This window comes from Kineosporia corallincola (genome assembly GCF_018499875.1).
Taxonomy (GTDB): domain Bacteria; phylum Actinomycetota; class Actinomycetes; order Actinomycetales; family Kineosporiaceae; genus Kineosporia; species Kineosporia corallincola.
Window position 1 is genome coordinate 111,952 of the sequence record NZ_JAHBAY010000017.1, and the last position, 22,394, is coordinate 134,345.

General features: G+C 71.5%; 18 protein-coding genes and 2 pseudogenes. 5 read left to right on the forward strand and 15 right to left on the reverse strand.

Annotated elements, in window-relative coordinates:
- Positions 1 to 35: 35 nt before the first annotated feature.
- Complete coding sequence (locus KIH74_RS31270) at positions 36 to 761, reverse strand: TetR/AcrR family transcriptional regulator (protein WP_214160012.1); 726 nt, start codon at positions 759 to 761, stop codon at positions 36 to 38.
- An 88-nt stretch (positions 762 to 849) separates the two neighbouring features.
- Here KIH74_RS31270 and KIH74_RS31275 point away from each other — a divergent pair, with 88 nt between their 5' ends.
- Positions 850 to 1,581, forward strand: a complete 732-nt coding sequence (locus KIH74_RS31275; RefSeq protein WP_214160013.1) for an SDR family oxidoreductase — start codon at positions 850 to 852, stop codon at positions 1,579 to 1,581.
- Positions 1,582 to 1,586: 5 nt separating this feature from the next.
- Here KIH74_RS31275 and KIH74_RS31280 read toward each other — a convergent pair whose 3' ends face one another.
- The 5 genes from KIH74_RS31280 to KIH74_RS31300 are packed head-to-tail and all read right to left on the reverse strand — an operon-like array spanning position 1,587 to position 6,826.
- The gene (locus KIH74_RS31280) at positions 1,587 to 2,195 is read right to left on the reverse strand and encodes a hypothetical protein (RefSeq protein ID WP_214160014.1); all 609 of its coding nucleotides are present in this window, start codon (positions 2,193 to 2,195) and stop codon (positions 1,587 to 1,589) included.
- Between the two features lie 2 nt (positions 2,196 to 2,197).
- The gene (locus KIH74_RS37195) at positions 2,198 to 3,046 is read right to left on the reverse strand and encodes a carbohydrate ABC transporter permease (RefSeq protein WP_372492154.1); all 849 of its coding nucleotides are present in this window, start codon (positions 3,044 to 3,046) and stop codon (positions 2,198 to 2,200) included.
- Positions 3,047 to 3,051: 5 nt separating this feature from the next.
- A complete protein-coding gene (locus tag KIH74_RS31290; protein WP_214160016.1) occupies positions 3,052 to 3,999 on the reverse strand; it encodes a carbohydrate ABC transporter permease in 948 nt (315 codons plus the stop codon).
- Entirely contained in the window at positions 3,996 to 5,285 is a 1,290-nt protein-coding gene (locus KIH74_RS31295) for an ABC transporter substrate-binding protein (RefSeq protein ID WP_214160017.1), read from the reverse strand. Before KIH74_RS31295 ends, KIH74_RS31290 begins: the two co-directional genes overlap by 4 nt.
- 23 nt (positions 5,286 to 5,308) lie before the next feature.
- Positions 5,309 to 6,826 (reverse strand): alpha-N-arabinofuranosidase, encoded by a 1,518-nt coding sequence (locus KIH74_RS31300; RefSeq protein WP_214160018.1) that lies wholly within the window; start codon positions 6,824 to 6,826, stop codon positions 5,309 to 5,311.
- 369 nt (positions 6,827 to 7,195) lie between these two features.
- Here KIH74_RS31300 and KIH74_RS31305 point away from each other — a divergent pair, with 369 nt between their 5' ends.
- On the forward strand, positions 7,196 to 8,206 hold the full coding sequence (locus KIH74_RS31305) for a LacI family DNA-binding transcriptional regulator (protein WP_214160019.1): 1,011 nt from the start codon (positions 7,196 to 7,198) through the stop codon (positions 8,204 to 8,206).
- Here the strand turns inward: KIH74_RS31305 and KIH74_RS31310 are convergent.
- From KIH74_RS31310 to KIH74_RS31335, 6 genes and pseudogenes are all read right to left on the reverse strand, one after another.
- A pseudogene (locus KIH74_RS31310) lies at positions 8,189 to 8,722 on the reverse strand (pyridine nucleotide-disulfide oxidoreductase); the annotation flags it as partial. The gene KIH74_RS31305 and the pseudogene KIH74_RS31310 sit on opposite strands and share 18 nt — an antisense overlap.
- The gene (locus tag KIH74_RS31315) at positions 8,723 to 9,877 is read right to left on the reverse strand and encodes an acyl-CoA dehydrogenase family protein (protein WP_214160021.1); all 1,155 of its coding nucleotides are present in this window, start codon (positions 9,875 to 9,877) and stop codon (positions 8,723 to 8,725) included.
- Positions 9,874 to 11,175 (reverse strand): FkbM family methyltransferase, encoded by a 1,302-nt coding sequence (locus tag KIH74_RS31320; RefSeq protein ID WP_214160022.1) that lies wholly within the window; start codon positions 11,173 to 11,175, stop codon positions 9,874 to 9,876. Before KIH74_RS31320 ends, KIH74_RS31315 begins: the two co-directional genes overlap by 4 nt.
- Positions 11,172 to 12,308 (reverse strand): alpha/beta fold hydrolase, encoded by a 1,137-nt coding sequence (locus tag KIH74_RS31325; protein ID WP_214160023.1) that lies wholly within the window; start codon positions 12,306 to 12,308, stop codon positions 11,172 to 11,174. Before KIH74_RS31325 ends, KIH74_RS31320 begins: the two co-directional genes overlap by 4 nt.
- On the reverse strand, positions 12,305 to 13,252 hold the full coding sequence (locus tag KIH74_RS31330) for a chlorinating enzyme (RefSeq protein WP_214160024.1): 948 nt from the start codon (positions 13,250 to 13,252) through the stop codon (positions 12,305 to 12,307). The genes KIH74_RS31325 and KIH74_RS31330 overlap by 4 nt, the downstream gene beginning before the upstream one ends.
- Positions 13,252 to 15,072: a non-ribosomal peptide synthetase gene (locus tag KIH74_RS31335; protein ID WP_214160025.1), complete on the reverse strand. Its 1,821-nt coding sequence runs from the start codon at positions 15,070 to 15,072 to the stop codon at positions 13,252 to 13,254. The genes KIH74_RS31330 and KIH74_RS31335 overlap by 1 nt, the downstream gene beginning before the upstream one ends.
- 431 nt (positions 15,073 to 15,503) lie before the next feature.
- On the opposite strand from KIH74_RS31335, the gene KIH74_RS31340 reads away from it, so the two are divergent.
- Positions 15,504 to 16,904, forward strand: coding sequence for an ATP-grasp domain-containing protein (locus KIH74_RS31340; protein WP_214160026.1), 1,401 nt, complete (start codon positions 15,504 to 15,506; stop codon positions 16,902 to 16,904).
- 9 nt (positions 16,905 to 16,913) lie between these two features.
- Here the strand turns inward: KIH74_RS31340 and KIH74_RS31345 are convergent, their stop codons facing one another.
- Positions 16,914 to 17,621, reverse strand: a complete 708-nt coding sequence (locus KIH74_RS31345) for a thioesterase II family protein (protein ID WP_214160027.1) — start codon at positions 17,619 to 17,621, stop codon at positions 16,914 to 16,916.
- A gap of 185 nt (positions 17,622 to 17,806) precedes the next feature.
- Here KIH74_RS31345 and KIH74_RS31350 point away from each other — a divergent pair, with 185 nt between their 5' ends.
- Positions 17,807 to 18,412, forward strand: coding sequence for a J domain-containing protein (locus tag KIH74_RS31350; RefSeq protein WP_214160028.1), 606 nt, complete (start codon positions 17,807 to 17,809; stop codon positions 18,410 to 18,412).
- Here the strand turns inward: KIH74_RS31350 and KIH74_RS31355 are convergent.
- A pseudogene (locus KIH74_RS31355) lies at positions 18,349 to 20,591 on the reverse strand (penicillin acylase family protein). The gene KIH74_RS31350 and the pseudogene KIH74_RS31355 sit on opposite strands and share 64 nt — an antisense overlap.
- Positions 20,584 to 21,075, reverse strand: a complete 492-nt coding sequence (locus KIH74_RS38125) for an ATP-binding cassette domain-containing protein (RefSeq protein WP_281431553.1) — start codon at positions 21,073 to 21,075, stop codon at positions 20,584 to 20,586. Before KIH74_RS38125 ends, KIH74_RS31355 begins: the two are co-directional and overlap by 8 nt.
- Positions 21,076 to 21,319: 244 nt before the next feature.
- On the opposite strand from KIH74_RS38125, the gene KIH74_RS31365 reads away from it, so the two are divergent.
- Positions 21,320 to 22,267 (forward strand): GlxA family transcriptional regulator, encoded by a 948-nt coding sequence (locus KIH74_RS31365; protein ID WP_214160031.1) that lies wholly within the window; start codon positions 21,320 to 21,322, stop codon positions 22,265 to 22,267.
- Positions 22,268 to 22,394 lie beyond the last annotated feature (127 nt).

Sequence of the window (22,394 nt, forward strand, 5' to 3'; positions counted from 1 at the left end):
GGCCGGAGCTGCTGGGCCGAGGTCGGTGGGCCGGATCAGTGGCCGGCCCGCAGCCCGTCCATCACCAGGTCGAGCAGGTGGGCCGTGCGCCGCTCCCAGTCCTCGTTCGGCACCCGCCAGAGGAACCCGACCAGCAGCAGCACGTCCTGCGCGTCGACGTCCGCCCGCAGGGCGCCACTTCGCTGTCCGGCGCTCAGCAGGGTGCCGATCACCTGGACGGTCTCGGCGTAGTACTCGGCCGACAGGTCGGCCCGGGTGGCGGCGCGCACCGCCTGGGCGGCGCCGTGCTTGATGCGCCCGTAGCCGGCCAGCCGGTCCAGCCAGTGCCGGAGTGCCTCGTCGGCCGGGTGCCGGTCGAGCAGGCCGGGGGCGCAGTCGAGCAGGTCGCGCAGATCGGCGTGGTAGACCGCGACCAGCAGGGCCTCCCGGGTCGGGAAGTGCCGGTACAGCGTGCCCTGACCCACCCCGGCCTGCTTGGCGATGGAGTTCAGCGTGGCGTCGCTGCTGCGGGTCAGTGCTGCCCGGGCGGTCTCGATGATCCGCTCCCGGTTGTGCTCGGCGTCCGCGCGGCGTGAAGGCTGCCCGGGGCTCTGCCGGGCGGCCCGGCCGGATGCAGGCCCGGGGCCTCGTCCTGCCGCCTCGCCCGCGGCCCGCTGACCCGTGACCCGCTGATCTACGGCCCCTTGCCCCGGGGTCCGTTGACCTGCGTCCTGCCGCCCCGTGTGCTGCCGCGCCGCTTTCCCTGCCCTCTCGCCTGCCATGCGGGCCATTCTGCCGCTTGCCAAACGGACATGTGTCCACTTAGCCTCGAATCGAAACGGACAGTCGTCCACTTGAGGGAGTGCGGCCATGGGTATCGAGGGAAAAGTTGTCGCCGTCACCGGGGCGGGCAGCGGGATCGGGGCGGCCACGGCGGAACTGCTGGCGGCCCGAGGCGCCCGGCTGGTGCTCGCCGGGCGCCGGGCCGACCGCCTGCGGGAGGTGGCCGCGCGGATCGAGGGTGACGTGGTCTGGCAGGTCACGGACGTGCGGCGGCGCGCCGACCTCCGGGCCCTGGTGGCGCTGGCGGTGGAGCGTTTCGGGCGTCTCGACGTGCTGGTCGGCAACGCCGGCGTGGCCACCGTCGCCCCGCTGGGGGATCTCACCGACGAGCAGATCGACGACATGATCGACGTCAACCTCAGGGGTGTGCTGAACGGGATCACCGCCGCCCTGCCGGTTTTCCGGCGGCAGGGCGGCGGTCACTTCGTGCAGACCGTCTCCACCTCCGGCCTGCGCATCGTGCCGGGCCAGACGGTGTACGCCGGGGTGAAGAACGCCGTGCGCACGATCTCCGAGGGCCTGCGCCAGGAGGTGGGCGCGAGCATCCGGGTGACCGCGGTGTCGCCCGGCATGACCCGCACCGAGTTCGTCGGAGACCGCCCGCCCCACGGCAGTCCGACCGCCCTGGCCACCTGGGAACAGGTGCAGCGGGTGGCCATCGACCCCGGGGCGATCGCCCGGGCCATCGCCTTCGCCGTCGAGCAGCCCGAGGACGTCGACGTCAACGAGATCGTCGTCCGGCCGAGCGCTCAGGGCTGATCCGGCTAGGACCCGGCCGTGAGTCGCTCGTCCTGGAGCCGCGACTCGACTGCCAGCGCCGCCAGGGCCAGCAGCCCGCCCAGCACGATCAGCAGCGGGGGGAACATCAGCGTGATGGCCGCCGACATCACCAGTGCCCCGAGCAGCAGCCCGGTGCCGGGAAGGTCCGCCAGGCTGCGCGCCGCCGCCCGCCGGGTCTGCTCGGGCCAGGGCATCTCGCCGCTCCAGGAGCCGGCCGTGCGCAGCGCCACCACGATCACCGCCAGGACGAGCCCGTAGCTGATCGCCGTCACCGCGGGCCCGCCCGGCAGCGCGGCGTTCCGGGTGATCCACAGGTTCAGCGAAAGCACCACCAGGGCAGCCGGAACCAGGATCCCGGGCAGGATCAGGGAGCGCAGGGCGAGCGGGAGTTCGCTCAGCGTCGTCCTCCAGCCGGTGGACTCACCGGCCAGGTGGGCGCGCAGGTGCCGCACGGCCAGGGCGATCACCGGCAGCGCCGTCACCACGCCCAGGCTGCCCACGGCCACCAGCGCACCGGTCACCAGGGTCTCGCCGAGCAGGGCGAAGGACGGCGAGGGACCGGCCAATGTGCGGTCCGCAGAATGCCTGGGCAACCTCATCCCTTCAGCCCCGTGGTGGCGACGCCGCCGATCAGGTAGCGCTGGAACACCAGGAAGAAGATGATCACCGGCGCCAGGGCCAGCACGGCCATGGCCATCTGGGCACCGTAGTCGGACGTCGAGGTCTGGTCGACGAACAGCCGCAGCGCCACCGGAAGCGGATACAGGTCAGAGTTTTTCAGATACAGCAGCGGCCCGAAGAAGTCGTTCCAGCTCCAGATGAACGCGAAGATCGACGCGGTGGCCAGCACCGGCTTCATCAGTGGCAGCGTGATCGACCGGAAGATCCGCCAGTGCCCGGCGCCGTCGATCCAGGCCGCCTCGTCGAGCTCCCGGGGCAGCCCACGCATGAACTGCACCATGAGGAACACGAAAAATGCTTCCGCGGCGAGGAATTTGCCGATCAGCAGCGGCACGAAGGTGTCGACCAGGCCGAGGTTGTTGAACAGGATGTACTGCGGAATGATCACGACGTGGAACGGCAGCAGCAGGGTGCCGATCATCAGCGCGAACCACAGCCTGCGGCCGGGGAAGTCGATGCGGGCGAAGGCGTAGGCGGTCACCGAGGCCGACAGCACCGTGCCCACCACCGAGCCGACGGCCAGCAGCAGCGAGTTGCCGAAGAACCGCCAGAACGACACCCCGGCGATGCCCGCCAGGGCGGTGCGGAAGTTGTCGAGTGTCGGGTGCTCCGGGATCAGGCTGACCGAACCCACGATCTGGTGGGTGGGTTTGAACGACGACAACAGCATCCAGGCGCCCGGGTAGAGCACCACCACCCCGATCGCCAGGGCCAGCAGGTGCCATCCGAACGACCCGAGAAGCTTTCTGGTGCGCGGCTTCACATCACTCACCGGGAATCGCCCCCGTAGTGCACCCAGGCGTTGGAGGTACGGAACATGACGAAGGTCAGCAGGCCCACCACCAGCACGAGCACCCAGGCCATGGCCGAGGCGTAGCCCATCCGGAAGTCCTGGAAACCACGCTGGTACAGGTAGAGGGTGTAGAACAGGCTCGAACCGGCCGGACCGCCGGTGCCGTTCGAGATGATGTACGCCGAACCGAACACCTGGAAGGCGTGCACCGACTCCAGCAGCAGGTTGAAGAAGATCACCGGCGACAGCATCGGCACGGTGATGCTGACGAACTTGCGCCAGGGCCCGGCGCCGTCCACCGCCGCGGCCTCGTACAGCTCGGCGGGCACCTGCTTCAGCCCGGCCAGGAAGATCACCATCGGCGCCCCGAACTGCCAGGTGGTCAGCAGCACGAACATCGGCATGATCAGGTCGGGGTTGCCCACCCAGCCGCCCCAGTCCAGCCCGCTGCCACTGCCGATCCGGTCGACGATGCCGCCGTCGATGAACATCGCCCGCCAGACGATGGCGATCGACACCGACGCCCCGATCAGCGAGGGGGCGTAGAACAGCGAGCGATAGAATCCCTGGCCCCGCCGGCTGTTGTTCAACAGCATCGCGATGGCCAGTGCCGCAGCCAGTTTCACCGGCGTCCCGATCACCACGTAGGTCAGGGTGACCTTGACCGCCTGGTGGAACTTCGGGTCGTCCAGGAGCAGCTGGTAGTTGTCCGGGCCGATCCACTCGGGCGCGCCGAACAGGTTGTACTTGGTGAACGACAGGTACAGCGACACCAGCATCGGCCCGGCGGTGAGAGCGAAGAACCCGATCAGCCAGGGAGTCAGGAACCCGTAACCGGCCAGCACGTCATGCCGTTTCCAGCGGCGCGGGCGCCGGGTCGGTGGCGACTCCTGGGCCGGCGCGGACGCCTCGATCACACTCACTGCGTGGCCTGCTGCGCCTCGGCCCAGAACTGCTCGACGAACTCGTCGGGTGAGATCTTGTCGTAGGCCAGGTCTTCCGACAGGGTCAGCCAGGTCGCCTCCAGGCTACCGAAACCCTTGATCGGGATCGGCGTCTCGGCCGTCACGCTGTCGGCCACGTCCTTCTCGTAGGCCGTGGTCAGGGCGTCGGCGCTGCCCTCCTCCGACACCACCGCGTCACGCTGGGCCTGGTTACTCGGCACGCCGCGGGAGTTGCCGAAGATCTTGCCCACCTCGGGGTCGGTGGTGAGGAAGTCGGTGAGCTTGGCGGCGGCCGTCTTGTGCTCGGAGTTGTTCGAGATCGAGAGCAGCATCGAGGGTTTCCAGAACATCTCCTTGCTGCCGTTCGCACCGGTGGGCACCGGCATCAGCTCCACCTCGGTGTCCATGTCGGTGATGTAGCTGGCGGTGAAGTTGTCCCAGTTCAGCTCCGTGGCCTGCTCGCTCACCAGGAACGGGCTCTTCGGCTTGAGCTGGGTGGTGCGGGAGGCGGAGGCGAAGGCCTTGGCGGTGTCGGGCGCCTCGCCCAGCGCCAGCCATTCGCGGATGTGGTCCTGGGTGAAGGCGATCTGGCCGTCGTCGGTGTACGGGTCGACACCCTTCTGCACCAGCCACTGGATGAAGATCCACAGCGCGCCGCGGTAGTCTCCGCTGCCCACGATCGGCTGCCCGTCCTCGGTCTTGACCCCCTTGGCCGCCACCTCCAGGATCCAGTCGTTGTACTGCTCCCAGGTGTAGTCCTCGGGAAGTGGCTCCACACCAGCCTTCTCGATCAGGGCTGGGTTGACGAACAGGGCGAAGGTGTTGGTGCCGGCCGAGAGACCGAGCAGTTCGTCGTCCACCGTTCCGGCTTGCAGCTGCGCCTCGTCGAAGCCCGAGGTGTCGATGTCGCTGAACTGGGAAAGGTCTGCCAGGTGCCCGTTCTCGGAGTACTCACGCAGGTAGGACAGGTCCATCTGCATCACGTCGGGCAGTGCCCGGCCGGCCGCCTCGGTGGAGCGGGCGGTCCAGTAGTTCGGGAAGTCGGTGAACGAGGTCTTGACCTTGATGTCCGGATTGGCCTTCTCGAACAGCGCGACGGCCTGCTGGTACTTCTCCGCCCGGTCGTCACCGCCCCACCAGGTGAAGCTGATCGTGCCGGTGGCGCTGTCGCCACCGCTGTCGTTGCCGCCGCAGGCCGCGGTGCCGGCCATCACGGCGGTCGCGGTGACCAGTACGGTGATCCTTCGGGCCCGGTTCAGCTTCATCGTTGAAACCTCCTGGTGGTGGGTCAGTTCGAGAGATCGAGCGAGACGGTCAGGTAGGAGTGCGCGGGCAGGTCGACCGTCAGTCCACGGGGATGGGCAGTCACGCCGTCGAAGGCCACCGGCCGCACGGCTTCGGGGGCGGTGGGGGAGTTGTGCGCCTGGAGACTGCCGGCCGTGAGCAGCCGCGCGGTGTGGCTCTCGACCGTGCGTCCCCGCAGATCCAGCACCACGGAACGGCTTTCGTCGGCATCCAGGTTGGAGAGGCTGATCAGGGCGGTGTCGCCGGTGGTGGACGCGGACGCGGACAGCAGCGGCACGTTCTCGTGGGTGCCGGCGTCGAGCACGTGGGCCGTGAGCGACGAGGCGTCGTGGTGGCCGGTGTTCATCTCGAACACGTGGTAGGTGGGGGTGAGCACCAGGGCGCCGCTGGCCGGGTCGGTGAGGATCATCGCCTGGAGCACGTTGACGGTCTGCGCGATGTTGGCCATCACCAGCCGGTCGGCGTGCCGGTGGAAGGCGTCGAAGTGCAGGCTCGCCACCAGGGCGTCCCGTAAGGTGTTCTGCTGGTACAGGAAACCAGGATTGGTGCCCTCCTCCACGTTCCACCAGGTGCCCCACTCGTCCAGCACCAGACCGATCCGCTTCTTCGGGTCGCGGCGGTCCATCACCGTGGAGTGCCGGGTCAGCATCTCCTCCACCCGGTAGGCCTGGGTGATGGTGCGGTAGTACTCCTCGGTGTCGAAGGCGGTGGCGTCGCCCTTGTTCTGCCAGTCGCCGCTCATCGTGTAGTAGTGGAACGAAACCGCCTGGAACACCGGGGGAATGTCGTTGTCCAGGCAGCCCAGGGCCTTCATCAGCGACTCGGTCCAGGCGTAGTCGTCGGCGTTGGCGCCGGCCGCGATCCGGTACACCCGGTTGTCGCCGTGGTCACGCACGTAGGTCGCGTACTGCCGGGCCAGGTCGGCGAAGGCGTCGCCGCGCAGGTTGCCGCCACAACCCCAGGCCTCGTTGCCGAGCCCCCAGTAGGGCACCTTCCACGGCTCGTCGCGGCCGTTGCCGCGGCGCAGCGAGGCCATCGGCGAGTCGTCGCCCCGGGTGAGATACTCGATCCACTCGGACATCTCGCGCACCGTGCCGGAGCCGACGTTGCCGCTCACGTAGGGGTCGGCACCCAGCAGCTCGCACAGGTCCATGAACTCGTGGGTGCCGAAGGAGTTGTCCTCCACCACGTCGCCCCAGTGCGAGTTGACCATGCGGGGCCGCTGCTCGCGCGGGCCGATGCCGTCACGCCAGTGGTAGTCGTCCGCGAAACATCCGCCGGGCCAGCGGAGATTGGGGATCCGCAGCACCTTCAGCGCCTCGACCACGTCGGAGCGGATGCCGTTGGTGTGGGGCAGCGGCGAGTCCTCGCCCACCCAGAACCCGCCGTAGATGCACCGGCCCAGGTGCTCGGCGAAGTGGCCGTAGAGGTGGCGGCTGATCGTCGGGCCGGGCAGATCCAGATCGATGACGACGCGGGCCGGGCCGGTGGGCGTGCTCATGACGTGCTCTACCTTCCTGGCGCGCGTCGGCAGCGCCGGGCTAATCGATTAACCGCACGGTGAACGGCGGCGGACGCGGAAAGGGCGGAGTGCGCACCGGGACGTCGGCGGGACGCGGGTGGCCGGTGCCGCCGATCGCGTCCTCGTGATCTGACAAAAACGATTAACCTTCGAGACCTCCCCCGTCAAGGGAGGATTTCGGCGAGAGCCCGGACGTCACGGGTTGTGAGCATGGAGGAACAGATGGGTACCGACGACCGGCGGCCCGCCGAAAATGTTTCGAACAGGACTGCCGATGAAGGGGTTTCGGGGGCGCGCCCCGGCGGCAGGCGTCGCAGCACCCCGGGCACCGCGGTCACGATCTCCGACGTGGCCAGGGTCGCGGGTGTGTCGACCGCCACGGTCTCGAACGCGCTGAACGGTCGCCCGGGGATGGCCGAGGAGACCCGGGCCCGCATCCTGGCGGCGGTCGACGAGCTCGGCTACCAGATCAATCCGACCGCCCGCAGCCTGCGGGCCGGCCGTACCGACGCGATCGGCCTGCTGGTGCCCGAGCTGGACCGGCCGTTCTTCGGGCAGCTGGCCACCCGGCTGGCCGACGGGGTCGAGGCCACCGGCCGGCACCTGGTGCTGCAACGCTCGGGCAGCAACCGGGAGGGGGAGCTGGCCGCCGTCGCCTACGCCCGGCTGCGGATGTACGACGGGGTGATCGTCACCGTGGTCGACCTGGACCTGGACGACCTGGAACGGCTCAATTTCGCCACCCCGGTGGTGCTGGTGGGGGAGCGGGTGGTGCCGCGCACCTTCGACCACGTGATGATGGACAACGTGGGGGGAGCCCGGCTGGCCACCGCGCACCTGATCGAGTGCGGCGCCCGGCGGATCGCGATCCTGGGCGGGTCGCGCGACGAGAGCCACGCGCGCATGCCGTCCTTGCGCACCCGGGGCTGGCGTGAGGCGCACGAGGACGCCGGGCTGGTTCCCCCGGAGGAGCTGATCGTGGAGCTGGACGCGATCGACCCGGCCACGGGCCGCCGGGCGGTGCGGGAACTGGCGCGGGAGCACGATTTCGACGCGGTGTTCGCCGTCACCGATTTTCTGGCCCTCGGCGTGCTGCGCGGACTCGCCGACCTGAATCTGTCTGTGCCGCAACAGGTTCAGGTGGTGGGGTTCGACGACGTGGACGAGTCGGAGTTCACCGTGCCGTCTCTCACCACGATCGGCTCGGGCCGCACGGTCATCGCCTCCACCATCCTCGGTCTGCTGGAGACCCGGATGCGCGAGCAGGCACAGCGGCTGGCCCCCGGTGACCGGGCCGAACCGGTCGAGGTGACCATCACCCCGGAGCTGGTGCGACGCGGCTCAACCCGCGGGCACTGACCCGAGCTGCCGGGCTACGGCGGCGGCCGCGTCGCGCCCGGCCCGGTTCGAGCCGACGGTGGACTGCGAGGGCACGAAACCGATGAGGTGCACTCGGGGTTCGCCGGTGACCCGGGTTCCGGTGAGCCGGAGCGCCCCCCGCTCCCGGGCGGTCAGGGCGCACGGCGTCCACAGCAGTCCGGTGTACGAGACCACGCTCCCCGTGGGCCGTCCCGCCTCCACGTCGGCGGTCACCCGGGCGATCACCGCACGTCCCTCCACCTCGTGCCGGAACTCGCCGTCGAGAAACACCGGTTCCCGCCGGGTGTACCAGAAAGTGTCTGCCACCCGGGATATCTCGTCCAGCTGCTGAAGGGCGGAAATGCCGCCGCCGACCACGGCGACGCGCATGCCGGCCAGGTGATCCGCGGAAACGTAGTCACGGGTGTGCATCTGGAGGCCGGCGAAGCTCTCCAGGCCCGGATGGTGCGGGATCACCGGGTTGTTCCAGGTGCCGGTGGCATTGATGACGGTGCGTCATGGCGTGGTGCTGAACAGGGTTCCCGCGATCAGGTCGAGCATGACCTCGCTCGGCCCGGCCGCGAGCGCCGCGGCCCGCGCCTCCCGGTGCGCCCGGGCGATCGAGGAGTCCGCCACGAAGCCGGCCGAGCCGTGCAGGTGCAGGCAGCGGTCGGCGACCCGGCAGGCCAGTTCGGTGGCGTACAGCTTGGCCGCCGAGCACTCGGCCACCGGCAGGTCGCCGCGGGCCAGGCGGTGGGCGGCGTCGTGCACCAGCAGGCGGGCGGCGGACAGTTCGGTGTGCATCCCGGCCAGGGCGTGCCGCACGCTCTGGAGGTCACCGGCCCGGCCGCCGAACAGGGCGCGCCGTTGCACGTGGTCGAGGGTGTCGTGCAGGCAGCGGTCCACGCCGCCGACGGCCAGCGCCGCGGCGATCACGCGCTCTTGCTGAAAACCCTTCATCAGGTAGTGGAATCCCCGTCCGGCGCGGCCGATCAGGGCGTCGGCGGGCAGCGGGACGCCGTCCAGGCCGAGTTGTGCGGTGCCGGCGCAGTGCCAGGCGGCCAGGGGCTGCGGGGTGACGGTGAGGCCGGGGGCGTCGAGGTCGGTGACGAAGAGCGAGATGCCGGTCGGGCCACGGGTGGCCGGGCCGGTGCGGGCGGCGATCACGGCGAAGCCGCCGCACAGTGCGTTGGTCACCATGGTCTTGGTGCCGTGCAGCCGGAACCCGTCGCCGTCCGGCGTGGCGGTGGTGGCGAGGGCGGTCAGGTCCGATCCGGCGTCCGGTTCGGTGACGGCGAGGGCCGCGACCCGCTCGCCCCGGATCGCCGGGCCCAGGTAGCGGTGCCGCAGGGCCGGTGCGGCGGCGGTGGCCAGGTAGTGCGTGGCCATCCAGGTGTGCACGCCGACGGCGGCCCGGAAACCGCTGAAACCGGTGCGCCCCAGCTCTTCGGCGGCCACCACCGAGGAGAGCAGGTCGTGCCCGGTGCCGCCGTCGGCGATCGGGTGGGCCAGGCCGAGCAGGCCCGCCGCGCCGAGTGTCTTCCAGGCGTGCCCGGGGATCCGGCCCTGTTCCTCCCAGCCGGGCAGGGCGGGCACCACCTGCTCGTCGAGCAGGGTCCGCACGCTGATGCGGAAGGCCTCGTGGTCGGCGGTGAGCAGGGTGGAGCTCATGCCGGGGCCCGGACGGCGGCGGCCAGTTCGGTGAAGGAGTTCGCGGTGAACACGGTGTCGGGTTCCAGGGCGCCCTCGCCGAGCCGGCCCTCGACCAGGTCGATGAGCCGCACGGCGGTGAGCGAGGTGCCGCCGAGCTCGAAGAACCCGGCGTTCGTGGCGGCCGCACCGGCCCCGAAGATGCCGTCCCAGATCTCGGCCAGCACAGCGGTCTCCGCGGTGCGGGCGGCAACCGGCCCGGAGCGCAGCCGATCGAGGCCGGGCACCAGGTTCACCCTGGCCGGCCAGGACCCGCCGAGCCGGGCCCGCAGGTCGGCGGCCAGGGCCCGGGAGGTGGGCCAGGCCGGCGGCACGGCCGGGAAGGGGTGGGCGGGACGGGCGCCGGGACGGCGGGCGTACACCGTGTACAGCGGGGTGCCGACCAGGCGTGGGTCTCGTTCGTGGGCGACCAGGAATCCCTGGCTGCGCAGCAGCGCCAGCACCCGGTTCAGCCGGTCGTCCAGGTCGTGCACCTCCAGGGCGACCTGCTGGACGGCCGGCCAGGTGGCGGCGTCCACCCCGGTCAGCACGTCCCACTCGGCCTTCTCCACGTCGATCTTCAGCAGGTCGATCCGCGGCAGCCCGAACCGGGTGACCAGTTCGGTGACGGTGGTCACCGGCACCGTCCGGGTGGTGCCCCGCATCCGTTCGCCCACCAGCCGGTCCAGGTCGAGACCGGCGGCCTCGGGGTCGGTGCTGAGATAGGAGTGCAGCACCTCCTGGTCCTCACCGGCCTCGGCGTAGCGGCCGGACATCACCGTGTTGCCGGGGTAGAAGGTCAGCTCGGCGCTGCCCGGGTGGTCGCCGGCCGCCTCGGTGACCACGGTCAGGTCCAGGCCGTGCAGGCGCCCGGTGGTGGTGGCGGCCGCCGCGGTCTCGGCCATCGGCTCGACCGCGACGATCCGGGCGCCGGGGGCGCGGGTGCCGGCCAGCAGGCTGAAAAGGCCGATGTTGGAGCCAATGTCGACCACCACGGCGTCGCGCGGCACCACCAGGCCGTGCCGCAGGTAGGCGTTCTCCTGCCAGACCTCGCGGTGCAGAAACTCGGTCTCGGTGCGGTTCACCCCGGCCACCAGCAGGTCGGGGGCCGGCTCGTGCAGGCCGACGCCGGGCGGCAGCTCCAGGTCACCGGCCCGGCGCAGCAGCGGCGCCCGCTCCGGATCGGCGACCACGTGCACGGTGCCGTCGTCCGGGTCGGCCACCGCGGCCTGTTCCACCGCGGGGTGCTCCAGCACCCGGCTGATCCGCTCGTCGGTCACCGGTGCACCTCGCCGATGAAATCGGTGGCCACGTCGAGCAGTTCGTCGCTCGCGTCGAAGGCGGCCAGGTGGTCGCCGTGCGGCATCTCGGTCAGCCAGCCGTCGGGCAGCGCGGCGGCCACGTGACGCGACCCGTCGGGATGGGCGGTGGTGTCTTCCGGGCTGGTCACCACCAGCGTCGGCTGGGTCACCCCGGCCAGGAACGGACGGCAGTCGGTGGTCATGATGGCTCCGTTCAGGCGGCCGTACCGGTAGAGCAGCTCGGCGGTGGCGTAGGGGTAGTACAGGTGGTGGGCCAGGTCGTCGCGCAGGGCGGCCAGGGTCGAGGGACGACGGAACACCCGGTGCAGCCCCCGGGCCCGCTCCCGGCTGCGGCCGGCCTGCACCAGCAAGGTCTGCATGTCGTGCTGGTGGGTGGTTTTCGCGGCGTCGGGCCCCAGCTCGTAGTCGCCGTGCCACAGGCTCAGCGAACCGATGCGCGGACTCAGCCCGGCGGCCAGCAGGGCGACGGCGGCGCCCCCGCACAGGCCGACCACGTGCGCGTCCTCGAGCGCCAGGGCGGCCAGCACGCTCACCACGTCGTCGGCCTGGGCCGCCAGATCCTGGCCGCGCTCGTCGAAACCCTCGTCGTCCCAGCGGTTGTCCGGATCGGGAAACAGGGCCCGGCTCTCCCAGGTGACCACCCGGTGCTCGCGCGACAGGTGCCCGATCCAGCGATCCAGCAGCCCGGCCGGCATGCCACAGGCGGTCACCAGCACCACCGCGGAGGCCTGCTCCGGCCCGGCGGTGTAGCAGTTCAGCACCGACCCGTCCGAGCTCTTGACCAGAAACGGCCGGCGCCGTGAGCTCTCGGCGGCCCGGGCGGTGGTCCCGGGGTCGGCCGAGCCGGGATCGGAGCGGTGCAGGCGGCGCCCGATGATCAGCTCGGCGGCGGTGTGTCCCTCGGCCGACGGGGTGACCACCGGGGCGGGCAGGGCCAGCGCCCGCGCCGCCGCGTCCAGCACGGCCTGTGCCCGCAACCCGTCCTGATCCGGAAGATGCACGCGCTGAGGCGTTTCCAGGGCTCTCAGTAGCGGAGCGACGTCGAGGACGGCCTCGGTGACGCCGGCCTCGACGTCGTCCGCGGCGCTCATCGTGCGTCGCTGCCGAACGCGTGACCGCGGGTGGTCTCGGTGGCGATCCGGTTGTGCCCGTGCGTGTCCTCGCCGCTCACCAGCACCGCGCCGTACCTCTCCAGGCTGACCTGCCCGCCGTACTCCTCGATCTGCTCGGTGTCCGGGTAGATCCGCACCGACGTGGGCACGTAGCGCCCGGCGAAACCCAGCCGCATCTGCTGGGTCTTGCCGGCGTGCGGGTGCGAGGCGTGCATCAGGGTGGACCAGAACACGATGAACTGCCCGGCCCGCATCTGCATCGAGCGCGCCTGCGACTCGTCCGGCTTCCAGTCCGGGTCGATCTGGAGCTCCCGGTAGTCGTAGCCGAAGAACCCCCGGCGCACACCGTCTTTCTCGGTGGTCGTGGTGGCCGGGTCGTAGTGCATGCGCTTGGTCTCGTCGTAGTTCATGCTCCGGTGCGTGCCCGGGATGAACTGGAGGCAGCCGGTGTCGATCATGGCGTCGGTGAACGCGCACCACACGGTGATGGTGCCGCCGAAGTCCGATCCGCCCGGCCAGAGGATCTGCGGGGTGCCGGAGGCGTTCGCGAAGGTGTCGGCCTGGTGCCAGTCGGTGCCCTCGTCACCGGGGTACTTCGGGAAGAACTCCGAGCGCCAGCACAGCACGTCCGGGCCGAGGATGCTGGCCACACGCTGCACGATCTCCGGGCGGGCGATGTGGTCGGCGAGGAAGTCGTCGTCCAGGTGCCGGTCGTAGTTGGCGATGTTCGTCGCCCCCGACCGGGCCAGCTCGTCCTGATACACGGCGGCGCTGCGGTCCATCAGCTCGATCCGCTTGCGCCGCCAGATCTGCTTCATCTCCTCCGGCTCGTACAGCGTGAACGGGCCGGTGAATCCGTTGCGGTGGAAGTCTTCCAGCTCGCCGGGGCTGAGGGAGAACGAGGGGGACGTCTGGGTGGTCATCAGCGATCTGCCTCCGCCAGTGGGGATCGGGAGATACGGGCCCTCTCGACCTCGGCCGCCAGTGAGGCGACGCTGACGCCGTCCACCAGTGCGGTGAGGTCGAGGTCGGTCTGGAACTCGTCGTTCACCTGCCCGAACATGCGCAGCACGCTGAGCGAGGTACCGCCCAGGTCGAAGAAGTCGTCGTCCTCGCCGAAGGCGGAGTGCCCCAGCGTCTGCTGCCAGATCCGGATGATGCCGGCCCGCACCTCGCTGTCCGCGAGGTCGTCCGGTGCCGGGGGACCGGTGATCGGGCTGCGGTCGGCCTTGCCGTTGGACGTCAGGGGAATCGCCTCCACAGGTAGGTATTCGGACGGGCGTAGGTGCCGGGGCAGCCGGGCCGCCGTGTGGGCGATCAGCCCCGGCACGATCCGCGACCGCCAGGGGTCACCGGCCGCGGCACCCGGTGGCGGGGTGACGTAGGCCGCGAGCCGGACGTCGCCGCCACCGTGTTCGGAGGTGGTCACCAGGGCGTGCCCCACCTCGGCGTGCTCCTCCAGGACCGCCTCCACCTCCCGGGGCTCGACCCGGAAACCCCGCACCGACAGCTGGTCGTCGATGCGGCCGAGGTAGGAGTAGCCGTCGGCCCGCAGCCGCACCCGGTCGCCGCTGCGGTAGAACCGCTGCCCGCCGGCCAGGGTGAGGAAGCGCCGCGCGGTCAGGTCCGGCCGGTTCAGGTAGCCGCGGGCCACCCCGGGCCCGGCGATGTACAGCTCACCCGGCTCGCCGTCCGGCACCGGTTCACCGTCTTCGTTCATCACCCGAAAACTCAGGTAGGGCAACGGCACACCGATCGGGCTGACCGCCGGATGATCCAGGTCGCCCGGCTCGATCCAGCGGTAGGAAGCGTGCACGGTGGTCTCGGTGATGCCGAACATGTTGACCAGACGCGGGGAATCGGGCGGGTTCCGGTCGAACCACGGTGCCAGCAGGGCCACGTCGAGCCGCTCACCACCCAGCACCACCAGCCGCAGCTTGGTCTGCCGGTCCGCGGTGGCGTCGGCGGCGACGAACTGCCGGAACGCGGAAGGGGTCTGGCTGAGCACGGTGACGGCCTCGTCGGAGACCAGCTGCCGGAACCGGGCGGGGGAGCGGGACACCTCGTACGGCACCACGACCAGCCGGGCGCCGGTCGACCAGGCGCCCCAGATCTCCCACACCGAGAAGTCGAACGCGGCCGAGTGGAACATCGTCCAGACGTCGTGCTGGTCGAGGCCGAACAGCGACCGGGTGGTGGTCAGCAGCCGGGCGATGCTCGCGTGCTCGACGGTGACGGCCTTGGGCTCACCGGTGGAGCCGGAGGTGTAGATGACGTAGGCCAGGTCGTGAGGGCCGGGAACGGCCTGCGCGGGCGGGCCTTCGGGGTCGGGGCCGTCGAGTGGCACCACCGGCAGCGTGCTGTCGCCCAGGCGGGAACGGGCTTTCGCGGTGGCGGCGACGAGTTGTGCGCCGCAGCCGTCGATCAGGCGGCGGATCCGCTCGGGCGGGCTGCCCGGGTCGACGGGCAGGTAGGCACCCCCGGCCTTGAGCACCGCCAGCAGGCCCACCAGCAGGGGGATCCCGGACGCGCCCAGCACCGGCACCACGGTGTCGGTGCCGACCCCGGCACGGCGCAGGACGCCGGCCAGGAGCCCGGCGCGCCGGTCGAGTTCCTGGTAGGTCAGCTCGCCGTCGGGAGCGGACACGGCGATGCGCCGGGGATACCGGGAGACCACCGTGCCGAACAGCTCGAGTAAACCGCTCTCCGGGTTCTGCGGTTTTATCCCAGCCATTCTGGTCATTGATTCACCGGGCCTTTCCGGTAAGTGGCAGAACGGTTCCGCGAGGCGGTTGCCGGTCGGCGAGCGAGGTATTTCTTAAACTGCGGAACCGGTCGCACGGAATCAGCGAAATGGTCGCGAGCATGCGGTCACCACAGGCTAAATCGGGAATGTCCGGGCCGTCAACGAGGAGTGCACGGCACGATGAGTTATCGTTCATGACGATAGGTAACCGCATTCGTGGCGGTCGCCGGTGTGCCGAGCTGCTCTCCGGGAGGTCGATTGTGTCGTCGAAAACCCTTGAACAGATCCATTTTCAGGAACTCCAGCGCAGACTGGCGGATCCGTTCGGCGCAGATCCGGGCCCGCGGACCCTGGTCGTGCTACCGAGCATGACCCTCAGTGCAGCGGGGCTGGTCAAAATACCCGGCGTCATTCACTATGAGCAGCGCATGCTGTATCTGCTGCACCGGCTGTGTCGTGCCGACAGCCGGGTCATCTATCTCAGCAGCGCCGAAATCGACCCGGTGTTCCTGGATTATTCACTGCGCCTGATGGCCCCCTCGGCGGATTCCCGCCGGCGGCTCACCATGATTGCGTGCAACAGTGACGAGCCCATTCCGCTGAGCGCCAAGGTGCTGCGTGACCACGGGGTCCTGGCCCGGCTGCGGGCCGCGATCGGTGATCCCCACGACGCGGTGATGGTCGCCTTCAACGGCTCCCCGCTGGAGCGCCGGCTGGCCCTGGCCCTCGACGTGCCGCTGTTCGCGCCGGACCCGGACCTGGTGCACCTGGGCTCGAAGAGCGGTGGACGGCAGCTGTTCCGGCAGGCCGGGGTGCCGATCGCCGAGGGCGCCGAGAACCTGCGCGACGAGGGCGACGTGGTGGCCGCGCTGGCCGGGCTGCGCACCCGCGACCCGCGGCTGGAGTCGGCCATGGTCAAGCTGAACGACGGGTTCGGCGCCAGTGGCAATGCCGTGTTCAGCTTCGCCGGGGCCCCGGCCGGGCCGGGCCTGGCCGACTGGATCGCGCGGGAACTCCCGGCCCGCGCGGTGTTCGGCTCTCCTCCCGACGACTGGGACCACTACCGCGAGGAACTCGGGCGCTGCGGGGCCGCGGTGGAACGTTTCGTGCAGGGGCTCGAGGTGACGGCCCCCTCGGCCCAGCTGCTGCTGGCCCCCGGCCGCCCGGTGCGGGTGGTCTCCACCCAGGACCAGGTGCTCGGCGGACCGCAGCGGCAGATCTTCGTCGGCGCCACCTTCCCGGCCCGGCCGGACTACCGCCACGACATCCAGGAGCTGGCCCGCCGGGCCGGCCGGGCGCTGGCCGGCGAGGGCGTCACCGGGCTGGTCAGCGTCGACTTCGTGTCGGCCCGCACCGGGACCGGGTGGCGGCACCACGCGGTCGAGGTCAATCTGCGGATGGGTGGTGGCACGGCTCCCTTCTTCTACCTGGACGGGCTGGTCGGCGGGCAGATCGACCCGGACACCGCGCAGTACCTGGCCCCCGACGGCACGCCCCGCGTCTACTTCGCCACCGACCGTCTGCTCGACCCCGCCTACCGGGTGCTCACCCCGGCCGACGCGATCGCGACGATCGAGGAGGCCGGGCCGGGGTTCGGCGGTCCCGGAGGCCGGGGGGACACCGGTGGTGTGGCGGGTGGCGTGGCCGGTGGCGTGGAGGGTTCGGGCAGCGGGACGGGGGCTGTCGGCTACATGCTGGGCGCGCTGGAGATCGGGCGGCTCGGGGTGATCGCGGTCGACACCGATCTGGAGCGCGCCCACGCGACCCATCGGCGCATCGCCGAGGCGCTGGGCCGGCGCAGCCGGCAGACGGCGAGGTCGGCGCTCTGATCGAGACGCTCAGAGGGCGAGCGCCCGCGCGAACGGCTGCGGGTCCTGGATGAAGAAGTGCGAGCCCGGAACCTGGTAGCGGCTCAGTCCCGCCCCGGCCAGCTGTTGCCATCCGGCGAGTGACCAGGGCGGGGCAACCGCGTCCCGGTCCGCACCGACCACGGCCAGCGGCACGGGAACAGCGGGCGTCGGGGCCGGTGGGGGCCAGGTCTCGGCCAGCAGGAGGTCCGCCCGCAGCATGGGAAACAGCAGACGCCTCAACCCGGCGCTGGCCAGCACCTCGGGCGGGGTGCTGGCCAGATCACCCACCCCGGTGGCGAACTCCTCGTCGGGCAGGTGGTGCAGGCGGGGCAACTGGGACGGCACCTCCGGCGACCGGCACCCGGCCAGGATCAGCCGTTCCGGCAGCTGCGGCGGTCCGGAGACCACCGTCTGGTACGCGATCATCGCCCCGAGGCTGTGCCCGAACAGCAGGTACGGCGGCTCGATCTCGGCGTGCAGGGCGTGGGTCAACTGGTGGACGACGTCGGGCCAGGACCCGATCGGCCGTTCTCGCAGACGGGTCTCCCGGCCGGGCAGCCGGACCGCCACCACCTCGACGCCCTCCGGCACCCGGCCCGGCCAGGACTGGAACACCCCGGCGCCGCCCCCGGCGAACGGCAGACAGACCAGCCGAACCCTCCCGGGTGGCCCGAACCGCTGAAACCAGGCCGACATGGCCACATTCTAGGACGAACGGGCCGGCCCGGCCTCACGTCGTCCACAGGGTTGGCCGACTGCGCCGTTCGGGGAGCCGTGGTGGCGGCCGGTCACGAGGATGCCCCGTCCGGCGCTACCCGGCCGGGACCGCCCCCGGCGAGACTACTGTTCGTGACCGAGACCCCGAGCGCCGTGTAGCCACCATGAGCACCACCGTGGAGAACTACTACAGCGTGCTGGGGGTCGTGCCCTCGGCCGACCGTGACGGCATCCGCCGGCAGTACCGGCGGATGGCCCGTGCCCTGCACCCCGATCGCTGCCCGACCACGGAGCAGAAGGACCGGGCCACCGCGGCGATGGCCCGGATCAGCCTGGCCTACTCGATCCTGCACGACCCGCAGCGGCGGGCCGAGCACGACGAGGCCCTCATCCGGTGGACGCCGACGGCCCGCGAACAGCGCGCCCAGGTGCTGATGCACGTGACCACCGCGCTGGCCGAGGTGGTCGGCCGTGCCGACGACCCGTCGGGCATCGAGCAGGTCATGATCAATCGGCTGCTCCAGGACGCCTCCCGGCACATCTCCGGCGCCCTCGCCCTGGTCGAGGGCAAGGTGTCGGTGCTGGAGGGCAGCACCCACGTGGCCGCGTTCCTGGCGCTGGCCAAGGGATTCACCTCGTACGCGAACGCGCTGCCCGACGGTGAGGTGCCGGCGGCGGCGTACAACACGCTGATGCGCGAGACCGCCTACGAGTGTGTGCGCGGGCTGACCTGGGAGTCCCGGCTGTCCTGGCCGGAACCCACGATCTGACCGGAACCCACGATCTGAGAAGCGCTCTCGCCCCGGCCCGCGCTCAGCCAGTGACGCGCCCCGTCGCGGACGTCGTCCTGCTCGCGCTGGGCGCCGGGGATGCTGAGAAACGACTGCGGGTGCGCCCCGAAACCGACGACGAGCCGCAGCGACGCGCCGAAATCGGGCTGGGCCACGCACACCGACTCGGCGCACCCCGGCAGCTCCACCGGATCGCTCGCCGTACCGGGCCCGGCGAGTCGCACGGGTCCCAGAGGCCTGGGCGCGAAACGGTTCACCTGGCCCCAGCGGACCGGCCCGTCGGTCTTCGCCCGGTGCCGCAGCAGTGCCCGGGCCAGGAGCAGCTGCCCGCCGACGAAGTGCGCCGCATCCTGCCAGGGGGCGGGCACCAGGCCGTCGTCGAGGTGGTCCAGGAGCACGCGTAGCACGCTCTCGTGGTTGTTCAGGCAGAACGTGAAACCGTCGTCGTGGTGCTGGGCCGGGCGGGTGGCGGCCGACAGCACGGCCTCACGCAGGCAGTCGCGCAGGGCCACCAGCAGGGCCAGGCCGATCTCGTCCGTCCCGGAAGTTCCCTTCCAGCTGTCGATCTCGGCGAGGAGCGGGGTCAGGGTGGGCGAGCCGGCGGGAAGGTGCCGGTGCACCAGATCGCGGTAGTAGGTGTAGAACGAGGCATCGGTGTCGTGTTGCCAGGCCGCCGCCTCGCGGGCCGAGGGCTCGTCGCCGGCCGCGGACCGCAGCAGCTCGCCCACCCTCCGGGCCCGCCCGCCGCCGAAGAAGTTCCAGCCCAGCCCCGCGTCGCGCAGTTCGCGAACACCGTTGTTGCAGTTGACGAGCGTGCCGCTGTCGAGTACGAGGCGAGGCAGGTCGTCTGCCGGGATCCATTCCGCCGGGCCACTTCTCACGCTGTCGGTGCGAAAGCCACGGGGGATCGGGCCGCTTCGCCGCAGATGGCGTCCGCCGACGGTCCAGGCGATGCGGCCGTCGGCGTCGGCGATCATGGCATTGACGGCGGGAAGGCCGCTGCGGGTGACGACGCCGACCGCCTCGTGCACGGTGCGAGCCCGGTGCAGCGACGCCGAGCCGAGATCGAGCGAGCCGGGCGACATCATCGGGCAGGACATCGCGACCGGCCGGCCGTCGAGCAGGCCCACCACCGGGCCCAGCCAGGTGTCGTGAATCTCGGCCGGCACCTCGGTGCCACCCGCCACCCGGATCGTCTCGGTGCGTACCCGGTACTCGCCCGGGGCGAGCACCCGGTCGTCGGTGACCTCGCGCAGGTCGGGGGGCAGCTCGTGCAGGTCCACCGAGTCGCTCACCAGGCGGGTGAAACCCCATGCCACGTGGGTGTTCTGGCCGGACACCAGAAACGGCAGGCCGGGCAGGGTGACGCCGGTGACCCGGTGCGCACCGACCACCAGGGTGGCGGCGTACCAGAGGGCGGGCTCGGTGAGCGGCAGGTGCATGTCGTTGGCCAGCACGCGGTCCGGCCGTCCGACCAGGCCCAGGCGTTGCTCCCGTGCGGACGGCGCTCGGTCACCACGATCCGGTTCGGGTCGTCGGTGGGTGGCCCGGCGAAGAGGCGCCGCAGCTGTTCCAGCGGCGGTGCGTCCGGGGCCGTGGGCGCGGGCTGTCCCCGGACGTCGGTCTCCGCGGTGTCCGGCGTGCCGAGCAGGAAGTCCACGACCTCGGCCGGCATCGAGCGCCGCATCACCTCGACCATGCGGTTCTCCTCGCCGTCGGTGGCGAGGTCACGGTGCAGGAACTGGGCCGCGTTCAGGCAGTTCACCGGTTCCCAGGCGGGCAGGGTGCCCGGCCAGGCGCTGCCGGCGCCCCGGCTGAAGGCCAGGGCCAGGCCTCGCTGGTCATCCGGCAGCGACTCCCAGCAGGCGTCGGCCACCGCGGCCAGGCCGAGGGTGCGGCTCTCGACGTCGGAGGGCACGGCCGCGGGGCCGAAGAGCTCGGCCAGCCGGCCCTGCACGACCCGGCGGATCACGTCCATCTGCTGCGGGCGGTCCTGGGCCAGGCACCGGCCCAGGCCGGCCGCCGCGTCCTCCCAGGACCGCGCGGTGATCGTCGGGCGTCCGCCGGTGTCGCGGTGGACGGTGACGGGTGCGCCGGCGCCGGGGAGGTGGAGCGTCTGCGGCTCACCCGGTCCGGGCACCGCGCCGTGCTCAGGCATCGCCGCCGCGTCCGCCGACCGGTGCCGGGCCGTAGGCCTCGGCCTGCATTCCGAAAAGCCTCTGGTAGATCCCGTTCTCGAGGTCGATCAGGGTGTCGTGGTGGCCGGTCTCGGCGATCTTCCCGCCGGAGACCACCACGATCAGATCGGCCTCCTTGGCGGTGGAGAGCCGGTGTGAGGCGAACAGGGTGATGCCCCCGGCCGCCCGGGCGGTGCTGCGGGCCGCCGCCAGGTAGCCGCGCAGGATCTCCTCCTCCGCCAGCGGGTCGATCGCCGCCGCGGGTTCGTCGAGCAGGAGCATCAGCGGGGCCTGACGCATGCGGGCCCGGGCCAGCGCCAGGCGTTGCCACTGGCCCCCGGACAGCTGCACACCGTCGTCGTAGGAGCGGCCGAGAGGGGTCTCGAGCTTGCGTGGCAGGCCTTCCACCACGTCCAGCGCCCGGCCCTCGCGCAGGGCGAGATCGATGAGGTCCGCGTCGTCCATGCGCGGGATGTTGCCCAGCCCGACGCTCTGCCCGGCGGGGAACTCCAGCCGGCCGAAGTCCTGGAAGCGGTGGCCGCGGTGGCCACGGGGGTCACGACCGGTGCCGCCACCGGGGCCGGTGGGACGGTGCCGGACGCCTGGAGCATCTGGTGCACCAGGGCGGCCAGTCCGGCGGCCGTCGGGGTCTCGAACAACCGGGTCAGCGGGAGGTCGAGCTGGTGGGCACCAGGTCGCCCTGGCGGTGATGCCGGGTACGCCGATCTTCGAGCTGGCCGTGCCCTGCGAGGTGTTCGGCATCGCCCGGCCCGACCTGGCCGACCCCTGGTACGGGTTCCGGGTGTGCGCCACCGAACCCGGGGCGGTGGTGGCGGGTGGGTTCGCGACCACCAGCCCCCACGGGCTCGACGACCTGGTCACGGCCGGCACGGTGATCGTGCCCGGGTGCGCGAACGCCGAGGCCGAGCAGCCGCGGGAGCTGGTGGAGGCGGTGCGTGAGGCACACGCGCGGGGTGCGCGGATCGCGGCGATCTGCACCGGCGCGTTCGTGGTGGCCCAGGCCGGACTGCTCGACGGGCGCCGGGCCACCACCCACTGGATGCACGCCGGGCAGCTGCGGCGCCGCTTTCCACGGGTCCGGCTGGACGAGAACGTGCTGTACGCCGCCGACGGCCGGGTGCACACCTCGGCGGGCACGGCCTCGGCCATCGACCTGTGCCTGGAGCTGGTGCGCCAGGACCACGGCACGGCGGTGGCCAACGCCCTGGCACGGCGGATGGTGACGCCGCCGCACCGCGCGGCCGACCAGGCCCAGTACATGACCGCGCCGATGCCGGTGGCGGGTTCCGGCCGCCCGGCGGTGCTGGGGGAGGTGACCGACTGGGCCCTGGCGCACCTGGGCGAGCCGATCCGCCTGCGGGACCTGGCCGCCCGGGCCTGCCTGAGCGAACGGCAGCTCACCCGGCGCTTTCTGCGGGTGCACGGGCGGACGCCGGGCGACTGGCTGACCCGGGAACGTCTGCGACGCGCCCAGGAACTGCTGGAGACCACCGACCTGACGATCGAGACCGTCGCGGGTGACTGCGGTTTCGGCACCGCCGCCGGTCTGCGGGCGGCCTTCGCCCGGCATCTGCGCATCTCCCCGAGCGACTACCGGGCCACCTGGCGGGGTGACTCCGACCGGGTGCGGGGATGACACCCCATTCACCCGCACCCACTCCCGGCTGCCGCTCGGCGCAGGAGCCCCACTCCCGGTCTGGTCTTGACCCGGCGCCCCGCGTACGGTGCAGTAAGCGTTTACTACTGCACTGCGCGACTCCGAG

Excerpts from the sequence above, each read along its gene's own strand:
- KIH74_RS31270 (WP_214160012.1), bottom strand. The coding sequence starts at position 761 with ATGGCAGGCGAGAGGGCAGGGAAAGCGGCGCGGCAGCACACGGGGCGG.
- KIH74_RS31275 (WP_214160013.1), top strand. The coding sequence starts at position 850 with ATGGGTATCGAGGGAAAAGTTGTCGCCGTCACCGGGGCGGGCAGCGGG.
- KIH74_RS31295 (WP_214160017.1), bottom strand. The coding sequence starts at position 5,285 with ATGAAGCTGAACCGGGCCCGAAGGATCACCGTACTGGTCACCGCGACC.
- KIH74_RS31300 (WP_214160018.1), bottom strand. The coding sequence starts at position 6,826 with ATGAGCACGCCCACCGGCCCGGCCCGCGTCGTCATCGATCTGGATCTG.
- KIH74_RS31315 (WP_214160021.1), bottom strand. The coding sequence starts at position 9,877 with ATGAGCTCCACCCTGCTCACCGCCGACCACGAGGCCTTCCGCATCAGC.
- KIH74_RS31325 (WP_214160023.1), bottom strand. The coding sequence starts at position 12,308 with ATGAGCGCCGCGGACGACGTCGAGGCCGGCGTCACCGAGGCCGTCCTC.
- KIH74_RS31330 (WP_214160024.1), bottom strand. The coding sequence starts at position 13,252 with ATGACCACCCAGACGTCCCCCTCGTTCTCCCTCAGCCCCGGCGAGCTG.
- KIH74_RS31335 (WP_214160025.1), bottom strand. The coding sequence starts at position 15,072 with ATGACCAGAATGGCTGGGATAAAACCGCAGAACCCGGAGAGCGGTTTA.
- KIH74_RS31340 (WP_214160026.1), top strand. The coding sequence starts at position 15,504 with ATGCTGTATCTGCTGCACCGGCTGTGTCGTGCCGACAGCCGGGTCATC.
- KIH74_RS31345 (WP_214160027.1), bottom strand. The coding sequence starts at position 17,621 with ATGTCGGCCTGGTTTCAGCGGTTCGGGCCACCCGGGAGGGTTCGGCTG.
- KIH74_RS31350 (WP_214160028.1), top strand. The coding sequence starts at position 17,807 with ATGAGCACCACCGTGGAGAACTACTACAGCGTGCTGGGGGTCGTGCCC.
- KIH74_RS38125 (WP_281431553.1), bottom strand. The coding sequence starts at position 21,075 with ATGGACGACGCGGACCTCATCGATCTCGCCCTGCGCGAGGGCCGGGCG.
- KIH74_RS31365 (WP_214160031.1), top strand. The coding sequence starts at position 21,320 with ATGCCGGGTACGCCGATCTTCGAGCTGGCCGTGCCCTGCGAGGTGTTC.